At 56.8% G+C, this 20,903-nt stretch carries 16 protein-coding genes, 1 tRNA gene and 1 pseudogene; 10 read left to right on the top strand and 8 right to left on the bottom strand.

What is annotated here, in order from left to right:
• The first annotated feature begins 147 nt into the window (after positions 1–147).
• Both Asbog_RS05905 and Asbog_RS05900 read left to right on the top strand, forming a co-directional pair.
• The gene (locus tag Asbog_RS05905; protein WP_062164424.1) at positions 148–1,194 is read left to right on the top strand and encodes a hypothetical protein; all 1,047 of its coding nucleotides are present in this window, start codon (positions 148–150) and stop codon (positions 1,192–1,194) included.
• Positions 1,195–1,363: 169 nt separating this feature from the next.
• Positions 1,364–2,179, top strand: a complete 816-nt coding sequence (locus Asbog_RS05900; RefSeq protein ID WP_171840666.1) for a DUF1868 domain-containing protein — start codon at positions 1,364–1,366, stop codon at positions 2,177–2,179.
• Between the two features lie 81 nt (positions 2,180–2,260).
• Here Asbog_RS05900 and Asbog_RS05895 read toward each other — a convergent pair whose 3' ends face one another.
• From Asbog_RS05895 to Asbog_RS05880, 4 genes are all read right to left on the bottom strand, one after another.
• Entirely contained in the window at positions 2,261–4,663 is a 2,403-nt protein-coding gene (locus Asbog_RS05895) for a TonB-dependent receptor (RefSeq protein WP_083510954.1), read from the bottom strand.
• A gap of 192 nt (positions 4,664–4,855) precedes the next feature.
• Positions 4,856–5,551, bottom strand: coding sequence for a tetratricopeptide repeat protein (locus Asbog_RS05890; protein WP_083510735.1), 696 nt, complete (start codon positions 5,549–5,551; stop codon positions 4,856–4,858).
• Positions 5,552–5,887: 336 nt separating this feature from the next.
• Entirely contained in the window at positions 5,888–8,575 is a 2,688-nt protein-coding gene (locus Asbog_RS05885) for a valine--tRNA ligase (RefSeq protein ID WP_062164421.1), read from the bottom strand.
• Positions 8,576–8,781: 206 nt separating this feature from the next.
• On the bottom strand, positions 8,782–10,251 hold the full coding sequence (locus tag Asbog_RS05880) for a TolC family outer membrane protein (protein WP_062164420.1): 1,470 nt from the start codon (positions 10,249–10,251) through the stop codon (positions 8,782–8,784).
• 192 nt (positions 10,252–10,443) lie between these two features.
• Between Asbog_RS05880 and Asbog_RS05875 the strand changes: the two genes are divergently transcribed.
• A tRNA-Cys gene (locus Asbog_RS05875) sits at positions 10,444–10,517 on the top strand.
• Positions 10,518–10,560: 43 nt separating this feature from the next.
• On the opposite strand, the gene Asbog_RS14680 is transcribed toward Asbog_RS05875, so the two are convergent.
• Entirely contained in the window at positions 10,561–10,824 is a 264-nt protein-coding gene (locus Asbog_RS14680; RefSeq protein WP_261763188.1) for a tyrosine-type recombinase/integrase, read from the bottom strand.
• 292 nt (positions 10,825–11,116) lie between these two features.
• Between Asbog_RS14680 and Asbog_RS14490 the strand changes: the two genes are divergently transcribed.
• The 6 genes and pseudogenes from Asbog_RS14490 to Asbog_RS05850 all read left to right on the top strand — a co-directional run.
• Positions 11,117–11,290: a hypothetical protein gene (locus Asbog_RS14490; protein WP_171840665.1), complete on the top strand. Its 174-nt coding sequence runs from the start codon at positions 11,117–11,119 to the stop codon at positions 11,288–11,290.
• An 8-nt stretch (positions 11,291–11,298) separates the two neighbouring features.
• The gene (locus Asbog_RS05865; RefSeq protein WP_062164418.1) at positions 11,299–11,667 is read left to right on the top strand and encodes a hypothetical protein; all 369 of its coding nucleotides are present in this window, start codon (positions 11,299–11,301) and stop codon (positions 11,665–11,667) included.
• Positions 11,668–11,670: 3 nt separating this feature from the next.
• Positions 11,671–12,318, top strand: coding sequence for a hypothetical protein (locus Asbog_RS05860; protein ID WP_062164417.1), 648 nt, complete (start codon positions 11,671–11,673; stop codon positions 12,316–12,318).
• 115 nt (positions 12,319–12,433) lie between these two features.
• The gene (locus Asbog_RS05855) at positions 12,434–14,413 is read left to right on the top strand and encodes a hypothetical protein (RefSeq protein WP_062164416.1); all 1,980 of its coding nucleotides are present in this window, start codon (positions 12,434–12,436) and stop codon (positions 14,411–14,413) included.
• A 113-nt stretch (positions 14,414–14,526) separates the two neighbouring features.
• Positions 14,527–14,673, top strand: coding sequence for a hypothetical protein (locus tag Asbog_RS14485; RefSeq protein ID WP_171840664.1), 147 nt, complete (start codon positions 14,527–14,529; stop codon positions 14,671–14,673).
• A gap of 38 nt (positions 14,674–14,711) precedes the next feature.
• A pseudogene (locus Asbog_RS05850) lies at positions 14,712–15,360 on the top strand (transposase); the annotation flags it as partial.
• A gap of 133 nt (positions 15,361–15,493) precedes the next feature.
• Here Asbog_RS05850 and Asbog_RS05845 read toward each other — a convergent pair.
• Both Asbog_RS05845 and Asbog_RS05840 read right to left on the bottom strand, forming a co-directional pair.
• Entirely contained in the window at positions 15,494–16,576 is a 1,083-nt protein-coding gene (locus tag Asbog_RS05845; protein ID WP_171840728.1) for an IS5 family transposase, read from the bottom strand.
• A 565-nt stretch (positions 16,577–17,141) separates the two neighbouring features.
• Positions 17,142–18,836: a CgeB family protein gene (locus Asbog_RS05840; protein WP_062164414.1), complete on the bottom strand. Its 1,695-nt coding sequence runs from the start codon at positions 18,834–18,836 to the stop codon at positions 17,142–17,144.
• Positions 18,837–19,006: 170 nt separating this feature from the next.
• Here Asbog_RS05840 and Asbog_RS14195 point away from each other — a divergent pair.
• Positions 19,007–19,764, top strand: a protein-coding gene (locus Asbog_RS14195) for an IS5 family transposase (RefSeq protein ID WP_146926961.1) whose coding sequence is annotated in 2 segments (ribosomal slippage) — positions 19,007–19,328 and positions 19,328–19,764 — 759 coding nt in all. Because the reading frame shifts where the segments join, the coding sequence is not laid out codon by codon here.
• On the opposite strand, the gene Asbog_RS05830 is transcribed toward Asbog_RS14195, so the two are convergent.
• Positions 19,695–20,897, bottom strand: coding sequence for a class I SAM-dependent methyltransferase (locus tag Asbog_RS05830; RefSeq protein ID WP_083510733.1), 1,203 nt, complete (start codon positions 20,895–20,897; stop codon positions 19,695–19,697). The two genes, Asbog_RS14195 and Asbog_RS05830, sit on opposite strands and share 70 nt — an antisense overlap.
• Positions 20,898–20,903 lie beyond the last annotated feature (6 nt).

Genomic DNA, 20,903 nt, shown 5'->3' with positions numbered 1-20,903 from the left:
AAGGGTCCTGTCTTCGTTCAGTAAGGTCCTGATTGCTCCGAGCGCGATTGAACCTGGGACTTCACCCAACGTCTGCGTGATCCGAACCGGCAATCGCCCATCGGGGAGATTCGTGCGATGCTAATTGCTAGGACGATACAAGCGCTCATGATCCTGACTGCGCTCGCTGGCACCGGCGTTGCCAGAGCCCAGACAACCGATCGTATCGCGAACGCGGCAATCGTCGCGCAGAACTGCGTCGAGGGTGCCACGATCCTCCCTCTGCTCGGCGGTCCGGATGACGCCCCCATCATACCTGTGCGCGTCGAAGGGCACGATGCAGCCATGTATGTAAGCCCCTTATTCGGCCATCTGTTTGTCAGAAATGCGGGGGCAATCTGGTTTATCCAGGGACCGAGCCACCCGATGATCGCCCAGGACCAAACTGACGCACCGACTGAGACAACAAGGGTCGATACACTCGAGATCGGGCCGATCGTGCTCCACGACCTCGTTGCAGAGCGCTATGATGACGGCCCGCTCAAATCTCTGGCTGGCAGGCCAATCATTGGTATCATCGGGCGTCCAATTCTTCAGCATTTCAGGCTCATGCTCATGCTGGATGTTCCCCATGAGAAGCTGGGCCTGCTGGCCTGGCGAGACGGGCCGCAATGTGCCGCAGGGCCGGAAGGGCTTTTCACGCGCAAGCCTGCGATCATCGATCTCGATCAGGAGGACCGCATAACAGCCTTCATCGACAATCACCCTGTCCATATCAGGCTCGACCCCGATCTTGTTCGTAGCGCCCTGCCAAGGGAGACGGTTACTGAAACACTGGTGTCGGCGGCCGATCTGGAGAAGGACCAGCCTGTCGTAACGAAATTCGGGACCATGCAACGCGGCGTTCGCCATCGCTTCAATGACCTGCGCCTTGGCACGCGCGACTTCGGACCGACGGAATTCCTCGTGCTGGAAAACCTTTTCGACGGCGCCTTGGGCGCAAGCTTTTTCAAGCACGAGGTTGCCTTGATTGACTTTCACCATGGCAAGTTTCTCTTCGCACCGAGCACGTCTCAGGTAAGTCAGCCGGATCTCGGCCTCCATTTCGATGCCTCGCATGAGGGGATCGCAACCGTGCATGATACGCCACGCGAGGGCATGAATGGCCGACCCGTAGCCTTGGGAGGGCAACTGGCGCACCACGCGACGCCCTGAACCAGGGGCTACAGCGTCGTTCCAACCCAATGCCGAATCGAACCGCAGGAAAACGCGTCAGCGCTCTTTAGCGAACATGTCATGCACAGATGTCCTGTTTCGTGCCATTGAGATGCCTCGTCGTTACTTGCCCTGCGCAGACATGCCCAAGGCCTCCGGAATGTCTCTCATGCAACGCTTATCCGCGCTGACCGTCTCAGACCGGCGCACTCTCATGCTGTGCCTGGGCGCGCTCTTTCTGACTGGGGCGGCACCCGCCTCTAACGCAGACAGAGAACCGGGCTGTGATGGCCCCCCCCTGCCAAAAGGCGGAGGTGATCGTCAGGGTAAGTTCGATGCGCAAGGCAAGCCTCTGTATTGGCCCGGCAACACGACGATCTGCCCTTTTGCCGAGACGCATCCCCTGTCGGTGGCCATGCTGGACATGAACGCCCTCATCCGCCGCGACTGGTCTGACCATATCGTGCCGACCCCGCCATCGAGCTACCATATGACAATTCTTGGTGGGGTCGACCCAGAGCAGAAAGCAAAAAATAACTGGCCATCAGGCATTTCCCCCTCGGTCACGATCGAGCAGACAACAGCGATCCTGCGCGATCGTCTCGCATCGAAAGCCTTCGAGTTTCCCGAGAAGATAGAGGTAGAAATCGACGCGGACCGGTTCCATGCGCCGCTGGTTGGTGTGCCCCTGCGCCCAGCGAATGCCGCGATGGCTACAGCCCTGTACGATTTACGCCGTCAACTTGCCGAGGCGATCGGATTTCATCCGGACAACCTGATGAGCTTCATGTTTCACGCGACCTATGGCTATAAAATTCGCCATATCTCACGCACGCAGAAAGCGCCTTTGCGCAAGGCTGTCCATGAATGGCGCCGCGTGACAGCCGAGAAGCTCGGAACCATCGAGATTCCGCCCCCAGTGTTCTGTCGTTTCGAGACGATGTTCGCCTTTACGCCGCTTCTTGCCCTGTCTCACAAGGGCTGAATACCCAAACACCCTCACACCCGGAGGTGGAGGATCCCGCAGGTCTTGCCTGCCTGCGGGACCTGGGTCGAGCAGCCGCCTTCAATAGGTGAAGGACAGGCTACCCAGGAAGGTGCGACCGACCGACGGGGTTGCGCGATCGCTGAAGAGGTTGGAGTAGTTCAGACGATTGGCAAGGTTGTAACCGTTGAGCGCAAGGCGCCAACGATGGCCGATCATGTGTGACACCATCGCATCCCATTCTGTTGTATGCGGCACGCGCGCCGTGTTGGCTGCATCAAGCCAGACAGAATCACGCCATGTCAGCCCGCCACCAAAAGTGAGGTTCCATGGCTTGTTTGGCGCAATCGTATAGGTGCTCCAGATCGTCGCCATGTTCTTGGGCGCATACTGGATGCGCTTGCCGATATCGGCCGGTGTCAGCGAGCCCGTCGTCGTGGCATCGTAATAGGCATAAGTGCCGATCAGGCTCCAGTTGCGGGTGATCTGGCCCGAAAGGCTGAGTTCCACGCCCTGATTGCGCTGGCTGTCGCTCGACGACGACACACTTCCGGTAGAGGGATCGGTCATCAGCGCGTTGCCCTTCTCCAGGCGGAACAGCGAGGCCGTCGCGCCCAGTCGGCCATGCAGGAATTGCTGTTTGACCCCAATTTCATACAGGCTCGCCTTTTCCGGCTTGAATCCCTGTGTCGAGCTTTTGAGGGGCTCGGCACTATTGGTCACGTAGAGCCCGAGCGGTGTGGTTGAGCGTGCCCAGTTGAAATAGACCATCGTGTTGTCGCTGGGCGTGTACATCAGACTGACAGTCGGATTGATGGTGTTCTGCTGCTGGGACAGGCGCGTATCGGCAGCCGTCGCCCCTTCGGTTGCAAAATAATGACTGTTCCAGTGATCCCAGCGAAAGCCTCCACGAATGGAGAACCACGGCGCGAGCCACATCTGCTCCGAGAAAAATGCCCCGACATCAGTGGCATCGCCGGTCTTGTAGAGCTTGCGCCCGGCCCCGCCGGAAAGATTGACAAGGTCGTACTGGTACTGCCCGAAGCCACCCAGCAACAGCCCTGGCTGAACATGCGAGGGATCGACCAGACTTGTGGTGTCGGTGCGCGTGCCGTTCTGCCCGTTGAAGTTATAGGCGTAGTTCTTGCGGCGATCGTAGATATGCTCGACATCCCAGCCAGCAATGATCTGGTGCCGGATGGAGCCCGTACGGAAGTTGGCGCGCGCCGAGAAGACGTTCTGAACGGACCAGTCGTTCTGCTGATAGGGCTCGGGGCCTCCAAGATGACCGCGCCTGTTGACCTGAGCGGCCGAGGGATTTGTGAAAAACAGCTTCTGGCAGGTAGCGTCGCAGCCGGGCTGCGACGCCGAGAAATAACGGTCGTACAGCCCGCCACGTAGATCATCGGAAATCGTCAGGTGCTGGCTGATTTCGGAGTTGAGGCGCGCGGTCAGCATATTCACATTGGATACATCCTGATCGTAATTCGTACCGTACCAGTTGTGACGGTTCAGCCCGTATTCCGTAGCCGGGCGCCCGATTGTGCTGCCCGGTTTCGTGACAATCGGCACGCCATAATCCGGGATGCGGTTATCGGATTGATGAAAATACTCAAGGGTAAAGCTCGTGCGGCGTCCAAGGCCAAAGCCAATTGACGGCGCGAGTCCCCAGCGATGCGAATAAATGTTATCGCGCCCAGCAACATTGTTTTCGTTGCCCATGCCGGTAATCCGGATCGCCGATGCGTCGCCAAGCTGTTTGTTGACGTCCAGCGTGCCGCGGTAATACTCGCCCGAACCGCCGGAAAACTGTGCGTTGTAGCTGTCACCCAGATGGGCGACCTTGGTCACGATATTGATAGCACCGCCTGTGGTACCATTGCCAAAGACCTCGGAAGATGGGCCCTTGATGACCGAGATATGGTCGTAATCGAAGCTGTCACGCGTATAGACGCCGAAATCGCGCAGGCCGTTTTCGTAGATATCGTTCTGAGCCGCAAAACCGCGTATCAGGAACTGGTCACCCGCCATACCGCCCTCACCCTCGCCGACCGACGCTGTAATGCCCGGCACGTTTCGCAGCGCCTCGTCGAGGGATTTGACGTTCTGCTGCTGCATCAGGATCTGGGGCACCGCATTGACTGTCTGCGGTGTGTGCATGATGTCCTCAGGCATACGACCCAGGCCGATAGGCTGATGCAGGATGTTCATGCCTGTGCCACGCACCAGCAGATTCTCCTCGCCTCCCTTGCCGGGAACGGCATCCGCTGAGTCGGGCTGCCTCGCCCTCGTATCCGGTCGATCCGACTTGTCTGCCCTGCTTTGCAGAGCTCCATCATGAAGAGCCTTGTCGCGTCGGGCCGCACTGCGATGAGCCCCCTCACGATTCCCGTTCTTATGACGGGCTGTATCATGGGGGGCCGTCTCGTCATCCGACTGTACAGACTGCGCCTGTGCCTGCGCCGAAGTGCAGGCGAGCGTCATGCCGACAATGAGCGTCAGGGGGTGTGAGGGACGTACCCGTTTAGCCGACACGATCATTCTCCTTGTCTGGGGCGGGATTCGTTGCCGCCAATTGAGAATGGTTCCTATCTTTCAGTTTTAGAGCCTGCAATCGTCTCGCAATTGCATTACGTGGGTTTGTGTCTTTGTGTTGCTTATCTGCGACACATCATGTCATTCGTCGCCGGGTGGCGTCGTCACACCGAGAAGCGCCAGTCTGGTGTGGACACGAGGCAGAAGGTCGCGCGCACGCGGGTCATCCAGTGCGCGAAGCCTCTTCTGCATGGCGAGCAGCACATCCGTTGTCGCATCAGCCAGCGCCTTCTCCCACCAGTCCAGCGCCTCCATCTGCTTTCCGAGGGCGAGAAGTGCCGTCGCGTAATTATGCTGCCCTCGATAATCTCCTGCTTCTGCTGCTCGGCGGTACCAGACAAGCGCTGTGGCGGGGTCCCGCGGTGTGTGCCACCCCTCCTCGATGAAACGGGCGAGAAGATTCATCGATTTGGGATGACCGGCTTCCGCCCCGGTACGGAACAGGGCGAGCGCGCGCGGCAGATCGGCCGTCATCCCGATGCCACGCATGGTCATGATTGCCAGGTTGTAGTTGCCCCAGAGATCGCCCTTTGCGGCGGCGATTCCATAATGCGTCGCAGCTGCGGGCAAATCGACCGGGCCACCCCAGCCGAAATGATGGCAGCGCCCGAGCATATTATGAGCCGGGCCATAGCCTGAGGAGGCGGCGATACCATACCATTGTCTCGCCCGGACCGGGTCTGACGGAAGATAGATACTCTCAAGCAGGATATCGCCCCACTGAACCTGAGCAGCAACATGCCCCTGATGAGCCGCCTCACGAATAGCGCAGATCATTTCCGGCAACTCGGGGCCGTCATCACGAGGTGATGTCCCCCGTTTTATCCGCCGCGATATGAGGCGTTTGAGATGAGACAGCACGGGTACGCCCCCAGAGTGATCAGGCCGCCACAGGGGCGGAGCCGTCTCGCTCTATGCGCTGGAGCATCCTCACGCAACTGCGAATCTCTCGCATAACGTGCTCGATTTTGGAGAAAGCGGGCCTGGGCGAAGCCTAATTGGGTTCCTGCCGTAACACGGTATCATTCTCCCCCGCCTGTCGTGAACGGTACGTTGGAAAGGCGGGAGTCACCACGCAGAGCGCATCGGCCACTCTGCGTGATGCTTGACGGATCAGGCCCCGGCAAGCCGTGCCAGCGCAGCCTGGAGGCGCTCGCGATCATGGGTGAAACTCGCCAGACGCTCGCGATTCTCCTCGACCACCTCCGGCTTGGCACGTGCCACGAAATCGGCATTGCCCAGCTTGCGCTCGACCTTGTCGATTTCCTTGGCGAGGCGATCGATTTCCTTTTCCAGACGCTGGATTTCTGCCCCGATATCGATAAGTCCTTCCAGCGGAAGAACGAGTGTTGCCTCATCGATTACCGTCAGCGCGGCTGCCTTGGGGGGCTCGCCCACCAGAGCGGAGACCGACGTTACGCGCGCCATGCGCCCGATCACCGTGGCCCAGCGCTCGGCACGTTCCAGCGTTTGCGGAGTGGCATCGCGCAGCAACACAGGCACCATCTGCGCCGGCGGAATGTTCATTTCCGAACGCAGGGTACGAATCTCACTGATAAGACGGATCACCCAGTCCATTTCATGAGACGCGATTTCGGCTCCCTGCGGCGGAACGAGCGTCGGCCAGGCGGACTGTGCCACACTCCCGCCAAACCCGAAGGATTGCCAGAGCTCTTCCGTCACGAACGGGATGACGGGATGCATCATCTGCAGGATAGCGCCGAGAACATGGGCGGCGACCGCACGGATTTCATCCTGCTCCGGCGTGTTCTCGGCGGCAAAGGCAGGCTTCGCGAGTTCAAGGAACCAATCGCAGAACACGTTCCAGACAAAGCGGTAGCAGGTGCCTGCGAAATCGTCGAAACGATAGGAGTCGAGCGCTGCCTTGGCACTCGCAACGGCTTTCGATGCCTCATCGAGGATCCAGCGCCCGAGCACGCTCTGCACGCTGGCCGGGTCAAAGCCGCTTACAGGCTTGACGCCGTTCATCTCGCAAAAGCGCGCTGCATTCCAGATCTTGGTGATGAAGGTGCGGTAATCTTCCACGCGCTTGCGGCCGAACTTGATTTCGCGTCCCGGCCCCGTCAGGGCACAGATTGCCATGCGTGTCGCATCTGCGCCGAACTCGGCCACGAGATCGAGCGGATCGAGGCCATTGCCCTTGCTCTTGGACATTTTCTGGCCGCGCTCGTCACGCACCAGACCATGGATCAGGACCGTGCTGAATGGCACGTCATCCATGAAGTGCAGACCCATCATCATCATCCGGGCAACCCAGAAGAAGATGATGTCGAACCCGGTGACGAGCACACTCGTCGGATAATAACGCGCGAGTTCCGCCGTCTTGTCTGGCCAGCCGAGTGTCGTGAAAGGCCAGAGCGCCGAGCTGAACCAGGTGTCCAGCACGTCCTCGTCACGTGTCAGGCTGACATCCTCGCCGAACTGCGCATGTGCCTGAGCAAGGGCTTCTTCCTCGCTGCGTGCCACAAACACGCTTCCCTCCGGGCCGTACCACGCCGGGATACGATGCCCCCACCAGAGCTGACGGCTGATGCACCAGGGCTGAATGTCACGCATCCACGCGAAATAGGTGTTCTCCCATTGCTGAGGCTCGAAGCGGATACGCCCCTCCTCCACCGCCTTGATGGCGGGCTGGGCAAGGGTTACCGCGTCGCAATACCACTGTTCGGTCAGGCGCGGCTCGACAATGGCACCGCCGCGTTCGGCGTAGGGCACCTGAAGCGTATGCGGCTCAATCTTCTCGATATGCTCGAGACGTTCCAGTTCCTCCACGATACGCTTGCGCGCCTCGAGACGGTCCATCCCTTCGAGCGACCGCACGAAGTCGATAGAGGAAAGCCCCTCGATCTCCTGCAGCTCGGACGCGATTTCGTCCAGCCAGATTGCTGCCGCCTCGTCCAGGATGCTCGGCATGGGCAGATCATGCCGCTTGCCGACCTCGAAATCGTTGAAGTCATGTCCGGGTGTGATCTTGACCGCGCCGCTCCCTTTCTCGGGATCAGAGTAGGTATCGGCCACGATCGGAATGCGACGGCCCGTAAGCGGCAGCGTCACGAACTTGCCGATCAGTGCGGTGTAACGCTCGTCTTCCGGATGGACGGCCACGGCGGTATCGCCAAGCATGGTCTCGGGGCGTGTGGTCCCCACGACAATGGTCCCGCCACCCTCGACCGGATAGCGCAGATACCACATGGAGCCCTTGGTCTCCTTGTTTTCGACCTCGAGATCGGAAATGGCAGAGCGGAACGCCGGGTCCCAGTTAACCAGACGCTTGGCACGGAAGATCAGGCCCTGCTGATGCAGGGTGACAAACACATCCCGAACAGCGCGTGACAGGCCCTCATCCATGGTAAAGCGCTCGCGCTCCCAGTCGGCCGAAGCGCCGAGCGTGCGCAACTGCTTGATGATCTGGCCGCCGGATTGCTCTTTCCAGGCCCAGACGCGTTCAAGAAATTTTTCGCGCCCCATTTCCTTGCGGCTGACGCCTTCCTTGTCGAGCACGCGCTCGACAACCATCTGCGTGGCGATGCCAGCGTGGTCTGTACCCGGCTGCCACAGGACATTGCAGCCCTCAAGGCGCTTCCAGCGGATCAGGATATCCTGAAGAACGAAATCAAGCGCATGACCGAAATGCAGGGTACCGGTCACATTCGGCGGCGGGAACATGATCGAGAAGGCGTCGCCCCCTTTTTCAGGATGCGCCGCAAATAGACCTTCTGCCTCCCACTGGGCATAGAGGCGGGCTTCACATGCCGCGGGGTCAAAGGTCTTTTCGAGCATTGTCTTCCTGTCACCTGTCTTGCCATATCTGCGGACCTGACGGGCCGGATATGAATCGAACGTCCAATGACAGCACTTTACAGTTTACAATGCGCCTCGCCAAACCCCTCGTTTTGATCAGCGTGCCCGAATTCTGGACATGGCAGGGATTCTCGCCCTGAGCAGGACATAAAGTCCCGCCCGATTATCACCCCATGATTGCCAGATTATCGTCCGGGCTGGCTGACGGCGTAGTCATTGATGCCCCACAAGCGATCCTTGACGGCTTTGTAGTAGGCTTTTTCATCGTAGAGCGGCACGTCGAGTTTGAGATCGACGGCTGTCAGACGCCCCATCGCGGCAGCCACAGCATAGGACGACTGCACGAGCCCCGCCAGATTCTGCACGAGAGCCGTCTGAGCCTGAAGAAGGGTCTGCTGCTGCTGGAGCACTTCCAGCGTAGAGCTGGTGCCAACGATGGCCTGACGTTCGACACCGTCGAGCGCGATGACGTTGGCTGCGATGGCCGTACGGTTGCTCGTGATCGAATCGTTGTATGCGCGGAATTGCTGCCAGTTGGAGGAGGCATCCTGGGCTGCTGAACGCCGGGCAATCTCGGTGGCTCTGCGCGCCGCCAGATATTGCTGTCGTGCCTGTCGCACTGCCGAGTACTCAGCTCCACCTTGATAAATTGGCACGTTGAAATTCAGCATGGCGTACTTGTTGTCAGTCACCATCTTACCGTAGCCCTGGTTCTTGATGTACGAATAACCCAGCGTTCCGCTGATCTTGGGCATGATCTGCGCGAGCTGAACAGAAAAATTGTCCTTCTGCTGGGCTTCGATAAACAAGGCGTTGATGATCTGCGGGTTGTTGCGGGTCGCCTCGGCAACGACGTCCTTCTCCGCCTTGACCGGCAGCGCCAAAGGCTGGGGTGCGACCAGATTCGGCGCCGGTGGAACGCCAACGATCTGAAGATATGTCGCCTGCGCTGCTCGTAACGTTCCCTCGCTTTGCTGGCGTGTTGCCTTAGCCGTTGCCAGAGCAGCCTGTGCCTGAGCGACATCGGTACGGGTGATCTCGCCCTGCTGGAAACGGTCCTGCGTCGCCTTCAGCTGCTCCTCAAGGACGTGCTCGTTATTGATATTGATCTGAAGGATCTGCTCGCTGCGGATCACGCCCAGATAGACATTCACCACGTCGTTAAAGACTTGTTGCTCGGTCTCTATCAGCTGTGCACGCTCTGCAAGAACAGTGTTGACGGCCTGATGTGTCTGCGCCGTTGTCTTGCCACCCGTATAGATATTTTCGGTGATCGTCACACCACCCTGATATCCAGGCGTCGAGTATGTCCGGCTATATGCCGGAGTCCCGAAATTCGAGCCTGGTTCGGGCCCCTGTGCACCGTAAATGTTCGCGCCCTTATAATATGTGAGAGCCGCCTGACCTTGAATCTGCGGCCTCCACCCTGCGAGCGCTGAAGGTACCTGCTCGTCGGTGGCGCGCAATCTAGCGCGCTCCTGCCGCAGCGTCGGGTTTGTCAGATAAGCCGTCGCCAGCGCTTCTTGCAGCGTATGCGGGATGAATTCAGGCGAGCCTTTGCCGTCATAGGTTTGCGCGAGTGCCGTCGTACTGTTCAGGAGCGCGATCAGACCGACACTGAGCGAAGTATAGGCTTTTAATTGATCCGTTTTCATGGATGGCCTTTCGATTGACGACAACGCTGCAACGGCGTGATGACATTATTCATGCGCTGATACTGAGGCGCGCTTGACGCCTCATATGCCATATCCAGAGGCATTCGGAAATTTCTTCTTATTTCTCGATTACGATGCGCATACCCCCTTGACCCGGAGAGCGCTTGAAGAGATATAGCTCACACACCAGCCGGTCCGGTGGCAGAATGGTGATGCAGCGGACTGCAAATCCGCGTACGTGGGTTCGATTCCCGCCCGGACCTCCATATTTCCCGATAAATCGCAGAAATCCGCCATTCTTGGATAGTTTTAAAGACCTTCCCTGACGCGTTTTACAATCTCCATACGCTTCATCGCTTCCTCAGCCAGCTTTTTCTGGTCGGCGGCGCGGGTGTAGCGCTCGATTTCCGACAGGGTTTTATGACCCGTGATGGCGGCTATCTGGTGTGGCGTACAGCCTGCCTCAGCAAGTCTCCGGGCCGCCGCTTTTCGCAAGCCATGACCCGAAAGATCGCCGTAACCCCTGCCGCATTCGCAGGCGCCCGGAACTGATTGCCGAGACCGTTTGCCGATGCCTGAAGTCCGGCCTGATTCTGCAGGTATGTGGCGTCCGGTGATGGCTCTTTCGCGTTGATCTCGGCTAGGGCTGGATAAATCGGGATCGAAAGCCGCGCGCCAGTCTTTTTCTGGATAACGTTCAAGAAGCCATCCCGGATATCACTCGGTCCCTTCTTGACCGCATCCGATCGGCGCTGCCCGCAAGCTCAACCGCTCGCAAAAGCCGGGGGCATCGAGCTACGGCCCCGAAAGCCTGCCGCCGACAGAAGATGACCGCGCCCAGGGTCAGGCCATTGCCGATCATTGCGTGATCGGTGTGAGTGGCTTGCAGCATGATGACGGCCGGGAGGTCACGGTGGACGAGTTCCGCGCCATGCTCGCAAGCGGCGAGCAGCCCATGCTGATTGCGCTTGCCATTTCAGCCGCCGCCCGCGTCGGTGATGACCGCGCCCGTGAGCACGAGGAAGCGGTGGGAAACTAATCGAGGCATTGGCCTGGGAGCTGGAGTTCACTCCGTATCTCGGGCCGGATGAAGCCCCGGAGATCAGGGAGGCTATCCTGGCGGAAAAGCCGCAGCTTCCGCCCGCTCTCGAACGCCCCTGGCGGTGCTGGCACGATCTGGAACATGACCGCGCCTGGACAACCGAAATGATCGGAAGCGCGATGGGCAAGATCCGTGGCGTTTCCCGTCCTGCCGGTATCGCCTGGGCCGCGCTCGCGCTCTGGTGCCAGATCAATGCCGTAACACAGGAAGATGCGCCCTGGCTCATCGCCCAGGTGCGGGCGCTCGATGCCGTCTTTCTTCAGCACAGAAACGAGCGGATCACCGCGAGCATCGCGCAATTCATGAAAGGGTGAGCCATGGCACAAGCCGCAACCTTCAGCCGGTCGCTGCGCCTTTTTGTCGATCGCAATCTTTCCCCCGATGCCCTGCGGGCTGAAATGGCAAGACAGGCGATTGCAGCGCGTGACGCGGTGATCGCACGCGGCGAGGCTCCGCCCAGCTGGCGGCGCTATGTGGACGGTAAAGCCGATGCGCCTGAAACAAGCGTGCGACTGGATGGAGCCATTCTCTATCGCTTCAATCTCACGGGCGAGGCGGCGGAGGCGGCGCTTACCCTGTGCCAGTCAACATCGCCCGTGCGCAGCGGACGCTTTCGCGATGCCTGGGTGCTGATCTGCGATGACAAGCCCTGGAAACAGGCGCTCAAGGATCTGCCCGCTGACAGCACGATCCTGATCGTCAATCCGCTGCCTTATGCCCGCAAGATCGAGACCGGGGCGCTTGAGCCCCGCATACGGCGCAATCAGATCGAGCGCGTGCGTCAGACCCTCATGCGGCGCTTTCCAACACTCATTTTCGGCAAAACCTTCGTGCGCGTTGGCAGCGGCATCGCACCCTCTGCCCCCTACATCCTGCGCGGTGCTTCGGGCGAGCGCAGAACGCGGGCGGGCGCTGTCATGACCTATCCGGCTCTAGAGTTAAAATATTCAGAAAACATAAAATAGAAAGTCCATGTAATTAAAATCGACTCCATATTATAAGAATAGATATGTGGTATTCAAAAAATATCTGTTTTGGTGTATATAACTAGTCGCCTCGAATGAGGCATGGAGATACGGAATGAAAAAGAATATTTTACTTGCTATCCCATTTATCCTTCCGCTTACATTCAAGCAGGCGCTCGCTCAGACAGGCTCGTTTGTCTCCCGCGCTGAGATCAATCAACCGAACGGCGTGGCCGGACTGGACGGCAGCGGCAATGTTACTGCACCGGTCAAATCCTCAGGGGCACTGTCTGCCAGCAGCCTGACACTGAAAAACGGTCTGAAGGTCTGGGCCGATCCCGCTTATACGGGAACGTCTGGCGCAGGGCGACTGGAGTACCCGCATACGATCGACACCGACAATACGAGCAACGATTACCTTATGGGCGGAGGTCACTCCGACAACGACATTTTTGGAATGAAGTTGACCGGCATGAACCTCTCTGGCGGTGATCAGGGCGGCGTTCTTTACGAATTCGACGATCTACGTGGTTACGAGGGCAACCATCGTAATGATTCTGGGATCAGCGACGGCGTGAATGTCGCCATGTCGATTGCTGACAATCCCGGACTGGATGTGATCGGAGGCGGCGCACCCTCAGCTGACGGTGTGACATACACCCTGTCATTCCCGCATATTGATGAGGTCTGTATCGCACCGGCGCTTTCAGCGAAGGAGAAAAGCTTCTTCCGGAACAGGATGCGCATCTGGACCAATATCGCCCAAGGTATGGCCAACACGGAAGGTGTTGGGGATGCCCTCGACAGCGGACGATACGATCTTCCCAATTATTATTATGGCTATCACGGCGGCTTTTATCCTGACAGCAACAACAAAAGTTGTATGGCCGTTTCGAACTACTACTATCCCGGCACTGCTGACACTGGTCCCGGCTTTCGGACAGTCAAGTCGAACGCAACGATTGCCAAGGTTCCGGGCGCCAATACGGGCGATACGCTCGATAACCAGATTGCAGGCAACACAAATCACCATGCCTATCAATCGCCGGCATTGTTCTTGGGCGGGGCCGAAAAGGCCTTCAACCAGGTCGGTCTGGAAATGTATCATAATACAAAAGACGCTATTACCCGGAATTACGACAATGAGTACGACCACTTCATTGTAAGCAGCCATGACAAGGAAGTCGTGACACGAGGATTCACTTATTCATGGGGTGGCAGCAATCACCGATTTGCTGATGGCAGCTATATGGGGCGTATGGCAGGTTTCGGTCTGTTCCCCGTTGGGCTGATCGTGGACGGTGTTGCCGATAACGGCGGTTTGGCAATTACTACGGACGCGGGCTTCAGTGTGTTCCGTAACCATCAGGATTTGCCTACTTTACAAGGTTCGACCTCGACTGCATCGCTTCTCGGTGTTGCAAACGAAGGCTCTGGGCGTTTCGGACAACTAGCGTTCTATGGCAGCCAGGACGGATCGGACGGCAATGGCTCGCTTCATCTTGGCGTGACAAAGGCCTCTACGGTGGCGCTCACCAATAACCGGGATGCGGTCTGTGCTGATACGCATTCTATCTTGGGTGATTCATCCAAAATGGGCTGTTCGATAGGCGGACAAATCGTCTTTGACCCGCAAGGCTATCAGGGTGGGATCGCCCTTGGGACAGGCGCAGGCAAGAATGCAAATCTCGGTCTTGTCGTAACACCCGCAGGGGATGCCATTGCGCCACGCAACCTGAGCGCAACCTTCATGCACACGAGGAGCCTGAATTTTGACCACAACGGCGCGACACAGGGCACGTTTTATCCTGATGATTGGGGCAACGTGATCTTCAGTCAGGCCAATCTCGTTCTTGCCGATGCCAAGTCGTCTTTCGAAGTCTACGGTCAGGCAAAATTCCGCAGTGCGATCACAGCTTCGGATATCTCTGCAGCGGGACCGGTATCGACAGCTGGCCAATTCCGTGCAGGCCTTCACACCCCCGCTTCGAGCCACGAAGCCTGCAAGGCTGGTACGTTCTCGGATGACGCGAACTATCACTATGTCTGCGTGTCGGACGGGAAATGGAAGCGCGTAGCTCTCAGCGATTTCTGAAGCACACCTTGTCTGGGCTCTAACGGCCCAGACAATCCGCGCAGCAAGGTTTCTGGACTGATCATCATCATACCTCTGACAATCTTCCCGGATACTCAGCGAAAGACGGATCGATGACGACCACGATCTCCGAACTTTACATTGCTTTTGCAAGCAATCTGGCCAAGGCGCAGGAAGATGCGCAATCCCTGATCAGGCTCGGCGATGCGGCAGAGATGGAGGGTTCGAAAAACCCCTTGGGTCTGGGGCTGCTGGTGTGATTCTATCCCAGCTGTGATGTTTTGGGGGGAGATGGCTGATGAAGCAGCCGGGTTGCTTTGATATGGACGAGCGGCTTGCCCGGTTGAGCGGGCTTGGTGACCAGCTCGAAGCGTTTTCCCGGACTGTGGATTTCGAGGCGTTCCGCCCTGATCTGGAGAAGGCCCTGGCTTACTCAGACGGGAGCAAGGGCGGGCGTCCGTCGTTCGATCCGGTACTGATGTTCAAGATCCTGGTGATCCAGACACTGAACAATCTCTCCGATGAATGGACGGAGTATCTGATCAACGACCGTCTGTCGTTCATGCTTTTCCTTGGCCTGGCGTTATCGGATCGAGTACCCGATGCCAAGACGGTCTGGCTGTTTCGAGAGCGTCTGACCGAGGTGGGCGCCATCCAGAATTTGTTCGCGCGCTTTGACGCCACATTGCGCAACGCCGGGTATTTACCGATGTCGGGCCAGATCCTGGATGCCGCACTGGTGGCTGCTCCAAAGCAGCGGAACTCCAACGCAGAGAAAGCCGATCTTCGGGCAGGGCGGATCCCCGAAGGCTGGGAAGACAAGCCGGCAAAGCTGTCCCACAAGGACCGGCATGCGCGCTGGTCGCTGAAGTTCACGAAGGCAAAACGGCAGGAAGATGGGACTTATGCCGTCTACAGATCTCGCCATTCCGTTCTTTGGCTACAAGTGGAGGGTTCGAAAAACCATTGATTGGCGCGGCTGGCTCCTGATTTATGGTTTGTGGCGTGCTGATTGACGGTTCCCGGGGTGACTTTCGCTCTGCGTTTTGAGCAGATCGCGGGCTATCGCCATTGGGATGGCTACGCGCTCGCGTTCAGTCTTTCGAGGAAGAGGAAGCGGCGCATGTTGTAGACGATATTGGCCAGCCCGATCCTCATGGTGGCCCGGGGGATGCCGACTGTTCGGATGAACAATCCCATCTGTGACTTCTGATCGGCAAAGACATGCTCGACACGCGACCGAATTACCGACTTTCCGGCGTTGGACCGCTGGATGTGACGGGGCATGGGCTTGAGATGCGACTTTTTCCTGTGAACCTTCGAGACAAAACCCTTTTTGTCCATGAAGGCCTCAGTAGCTTTCGAGCGATACGCCGTGTCCGCCCAGACGCCTGAGGCCGTATTGGCTTTATCCAACAGCCCCTCTTTTAATCGCGCACCATCACTGGCAGCGGCATCCGTCGCTTTCCATTTCCGGATGAACCGGAACTGCCGTTCAATGGAAATATGGAATTTGTAGCCAAAGAATGGAATGGCGAGATCTGTGGACGGCATAGTCCCATCTTCCTGCCGTTTTGCCTTCGTGAACTTCAGCGACCAGCGCGCATGACGGTCCTTATGCGACAGCTTTGCCGGCTTGTCCTGCCAGTTCTGTGGGATCCGTCCTTCCCGAAGATCGGCCTTCTCCGCATTGGTATTGCGCTGCCTGGGCGCTGCCACCAGCGTTGCATCCAGGATCTGGCCCGACATCGGTAAATACCCGGCGTTGCGCAATGTGGCGTCAAAGCGCGCGAACAAATTCTGGATGGCGCCCACCTCGGTCAGACGCTCTCGAAACAGCCAGACCGTCTTGGCATCGGGTACTCGATCCGATAACGCCAGGCCAAGGAAAAGCATGAACGACAGACGGTCGTTGATCAGATACTCCGTCCATTCATCGGAGAGATTGTTCAGTGTCTGGATCACCAGGATCTTGAACATCAGTACCGGATCGAACGACGGACGCCCGCCCTTGCTCCCGTCTGAGTAAGCCAGGGCCTTCTCCAGATCAGGGCGGAACGCCTCGAAATCCACAGTCCGGGAAAACGCTTCGAGCTGGTCACCAAGCCCGCTCAACCGGGCAAGCCGCTCGTCCATATCAAAGCAACCCGACTGCTTCATCAGCCATCCCCCCCCCCCCCCAAACATCGTAGCTGGGATAGAATCACACCAGCAGCCCCAGGCCAAAGGGGTTTTTCGAACCCTCCATCTGTACGTAACGGTCGATACCCTCGGCCATCTACTGGCGTTGCACCTCACGCCCGATACCGTCTAGGAATGAGCCGAGTACGGATACCCGGCCGCTTCCATGCGAGATGCACTTCGAGAAAAAGTCGTGCTGGCAAATATCCACCAGGGCAACACGAACAAAACACATAGTGAAGGCTTCCGAACATGGTGGCGCCCCACGCGAACGGATCAAACTGCTGAAAGCCGAGTGCAGATTGTTTCCGCTGCTGTGCCGGCGAGCACGGGTCGCTCACTTGCCCGGGGCATCCGAGACCACAGACTGGCTGAGTGTTACGAGCGCTATGCCTCAGTCCTACAGACCTACGCATCATTGCTTAGGCCTGCCTCTGCTTTCCAGGGCCGCTGCCTTGCCACGTTTGTAACAGCCCTCGAACCGTTGAAAAGCCTTCAATACGAACTTTAGCCTCGGGGCTCTGTGCCCCCGTGTGGCAGCAATAATTTACGGGTCACTACGATCGTCGACATACTCAGCAACAGCGTCTGATGCCTTGAGCGTCCATACCTTCTCGAACAGAAGTGTCCTACTATTATTGATCATGTTGCGCATAGTATAGTTCTTCACGCCCCACATGCTCGAATTTGCCATGTCATTATGCTCCGCTAGAAATGGAATTGTTGTTACCACTTTAAGCTCTTCCATATTCTCGAGATAACGATCAATCGTGTTGGTATGTACGTCTAAATCATTCTCGTCCCATTGCGCGATGATCTCCAGACTTTTCCTGCTATAAACATTGCAGACCATGCCCACGGTTCGGTCGGTTGCAACACACTCGATGCCATCTACAGAAAATATTTTCGAAATCTTAGCATCATTGTGCAGATCGGATATAAAGGCCGAAAACACGTCCCATTTATAGTATTCGTTATATATCTTTTTAGCAAAATCCAGGATTTCTTGCGCATCCAGACTTGGAAAAACGGCGTCGTCCTCATGGATCAAGACAAATTCGCACCCAGACTCAAGCAATTTTTTGGCTAGATACTTGAAACTGAAAGCTGCACCGACCCAGCCAGGCCGCGCTCGGAGACCCGGGAAGCAATAGATACCAGCTTTCGCCGCGGCTTTGATAACTGCCCTTCGTTCGAAAGTTTCCGGGAGGCTGAGTACGATCTTGTCGGCGACGATATCACTGCGTTCACACTGGCTATAGAGACGGCGGAAACTTATCTTATCGAGACCAAGCAGGAGCCGTCCTACATAGAAGTGGAAGTTATTTGCCGATTTCCTATTAGCCAAGACGGGCACAAGTCTTGGTTCCTCAATCATCAAACGTACTGCGGCGACCATCGCATCAATATTACCCACTTCGGTAAACTGAATACTGTCCCCATAAGCTGAAAAATCATAATCAGCTTGATCGAGCGAAAGTTCGGACACGACCGGCATGCGCAGGGAAAGTGCCTCGAAGATCCTTGTGCTTTCCAGAGAAGCATTTTCATAATAATGGATATTAACGCAAACCTTAGCTTTCACTATCTCATTATACAAATCGATCCCAAAGGTGTTACCGATAAGCAATACATTGAAATGTCTACTGAGTTCAGCGATGAAAGAGCGCCTTCTCGTGTTATTAAGGTCTCCATAAAATACGACGTCATATTCCTTTTCTGCATGCACTAAATGTTGCCCCTTAGTGCGCAAATAGTTTGTATAATCAGCCATAGCGCCGATTGGCATGTAATAGACTTTAGGGTAACTTATACCTAGCCCATCAAGAAACTTGATCCCGTTCTGAGTATACTCAATCACCGCGAGAGATTCGCGCAATACGCTATTGTATCGGTCGGTAAACCACCTGGACATCACCGTCTGTTCGAGCTGAACACATATGCGCCGATCTGCCGGGGGCAATGTTTCGAACATTTGGGCGCAGACGACGAAATATAGCGATGCCCCCCAGTGCTCAGGGACGTCCGTACGTATCGTAACCTCGAAGCCGTAGGACATAAGCGACGCAGCGAGGCAATATGCAACGTATAAGGTGTGGTGAGTTGCGATGATTACGATATCATTCTTATCAGACGCCTCGGCTCGCTCAGCCCTTATAGCGGGGTGATGTGCTATGCGTTTGGCCTGCGTCAGGTTTGGGCGAAGTATCGTATAGATTTTACCAAATTCGCCAGAGCCCATCAGACGTCCGAACGTCTTGCATTTACGCAATATCAGTTTCGTCCCCCGCAGAGGAGACGTAATCTTCCAACTTGTTGACGCGAGCATGGCACGGACTGCAGCGTCGTTAGGCTCAGGACCCATTGATTTAGGTGGGTAAATCTGATTCAGGCTCTGTGAGGAGACTGAAGATGAGAGACCTGTATTGGCTGACGGACGAGCAGATGGCGCGTCTGGAGCCATTTTTCCCAAGGAGCCATGGCAGACCGCGCGTTGATGACCGGCGTGTATTGAGCGGGATCATCTTCGTGAACCGCAATGGACTGCGCTGGCGGGACGCTCCGCGAGAATATGGGCCGCATAAGACGCTCTATAATCGCTGGAAGCGGTGGAGTGCTGCGGGGATTTTTGTCCGTCTAATGGACGGCCTGGCGGCTGGCAGAGCGGACAATCAGACGATCATGATCGACGCGACGTACCTGAAGGCGCACCGTACGGCCTCGAGCCTGCGGATAAAAAAGGGGGTTCAGGCCGCCTGATCGGGCGGACCAAAGGCGGCATGAACACGAAGCTGCACGCGGTGACGGACAGAAATGGCCGCCCGATCAGGTTCTTCATGACCGCAGGCCAGATCAGTGATTACACCGGGGCCGCTGCCCTGCTGGACGATCTGCCCGCTGCAAAGTGGCTCCTGGCCGATCGCGGTTATGATGCCGACTGGTTCAGGGACGGGCTGGAGGGAAAGGGGATCAGACCCTGCATTCCAGGCCGGAGATCTCGCACGATGCCCGTGAGCTACGACAAACGCAAATACCGGCGCCGCAATCGTATCGAGATCATGTTCGGCCGGCTCAAGGACTGGAGGCGCATCGCCACACGCTACGACAGATGCCCGACCGTCTTCTTCTCAGCCATCTGCCTCGCCGCTACCGTCATGTTCTGGCTATGAGTCCTGAGCCTAGCCATTATTACTTGGTCGAGATGCTGAATGTGATCATTCTGACGCCCGATCGCCACCTCTCTACGCTTCAGCTCATCCTCGAGCGACCTAACTTTGCGATCGAGATGATGTATCCGCTTCTTGAATCCCTCTGCTTCACGCCTGAATAACCCGAAGTTTTCCTGCACCTCCAAGGCGCCCCGCAGCAATTTGATGATTTGGGCTTTGCGAGAACGCACATCCGACAACACTGCTTCCAAGGTGACGTCTTTCTGACTGAGCTCGGCTTGCTGAGTATTTACCCTCAACTCGAGCTCCGCCATCCTTCCCGAATAGTCCGATTGGATCTTGGCAGTATTTTCCTGATGTTGTGTCTGCAACGTCTCAAGGTGAGCAGCTGCCGTCGTGCGCTCGACGAACAGGGTTCCGATTGCCTCACTCTCTCGCTCACAGAAGTATCCCAGACGCGCGAATGCTGTTGCCGCGTAGGTCCAGTCGGGATTTTCGCCCCTCGTCGCATCGAGCCGCTTCAACTGCTCGGCGACATTATCGCCGACCATGACAACACCGAGGCCATTACTGTGGTTGAACCAGAATGACGGAAATTGCGTTTTTACCTCTGCAAAAAATTTCCAGACTCCGAAATCACCCTCGTAAACCGTCGTGTCATGAAGAAGTACTATTCCTTTGCGGGTGAGCTTGGGTAACCACCTGAAGAAATCCTGTTTGACCGCCTCGTAAGTATGCAGACCGTCAATATGCAATAAATCGATCGTTCCATCTGAAAATTTTTCTATTGCATCGTCGAAAGTCGCTCGGATTAAGTTAGAAAACTTACTGAAATTCTTTCTGTTATACTCTTGCACTTCGGCGTAGATATGGTCGCCGTAGAACCCACTGTGCGCGTCGCCCTCCCATGTATCGATGGCGAACGCTTTGGTATTCAGATTATTATCTTTGATAGCCTGACAGAAATTAAAATAGGAATTCCCCCTATACGTGCCGAGTTCCACCAACATTCCTGGCTTCGACGTTGCGACCAGCCAGTGTGCAAAAGGTATATGACCAGCCCATGGACCTGGATGGGTAATATAGTAGTCGTCTTTTAGAGCAGAATGCAGGTCAATTGGGAGCGTGCTCATAAGATC

Origin of the sequence: Asaia bogorensis NBRC 16594 (genome assembly GCF_001547995.1) — a bacterium.
GTDB classification, from domain to species: Bacteria; Pseudomonadota; Alphaproteobacteria; order Acetobacterales; family Acetobacteraceae; genus Asaia; species Asaia bogorensis.
This window is presented reverse-complemented; position numbering and strand designations above follow the sequence as displayed.

Excerpts from the sequence above, each read along its gene's own strand:
- Asbog_RS05905 (WP_062164424.1), top strand. The coding sequence starts at position 148 with ATGATCCTGACTGCGCTCGCTGGCACCGGCGTTGCCAGAGCCCAGACA.
- Asbog_RS05900 (WP_171840666.1), top strand. The coding sequence starts at position 1,364 with ATGCAACGCTTATCCGCGCTGACCGTCTCAGACCGGCGCACTCTCATG.
- Asbog_RS05895 (WP_083510954.1), bottom strand. The coding sequence starts at position 4,663 with ATGACGCTCGCCTGCACTTCGGCGCAGGCACAGGCGCAGTCTGTACAG.
- Asbog_RS05890 (WP_083510735.1), bottom strand. The coding sequence starts at position 5,551 with ATGATCTGCGCTATTCGTGAGGCGGCTCATCAGGGGCATGTTGCTGCT.
- Asbog_RS05885 (WP_062164421.1), bottom strand. The coding sequence starts at position 8,575 with ATGCTCGAAAAGACCTTTGACCCCGCGGCATGTGAAGCCCGCCTCTAT.
- Asbog_RS05880 (WP_062164420.1), bottom strand. The coding sequence starts at position 10,251 with ATGAAAACGGATCAATTAAAAGCCTATACTTCGCTCAGTGTCGGTCTG.
- Asbog_RS05860 (WP_062164417.1), top strand. The coding sequence starts at position 11,671 with ATGGCACAAGCCGCAACCTTCAGCCGGTCGCTGCGCCTTTTTGTCGAT.
- Asbog_RS05855 (WP_062164416.1), top strand. The coding sequence starts at position 12,434 with ATGAAAAAGAATATTTTACTTGCTATCCCATTTATCCTTCCGCTTACA.
- Asbog_RS14485 (WP_171840664.1), top strand. The coding sequence starts at position 14,527 with ATGACGACCACGATCTCCGAACTTTACATTGCTTTTGCAAGCAATCTG.
- Asbog_RS05840 (WP_062164414.1), bottom strand. The coding sequence starts at position 18,836 with ATGGGCTCTGGCGAATTTGGTAAAATCTATACGATACTTCGCCCAAAC.
- Asbog_RS05830 (WP_083510733.1), bottom strand. The coding sequence starts at position 20,897 with ATGAGCACGCTCCCAATTGACCTGCATTCTGCTCTAAAAGACGACTAC.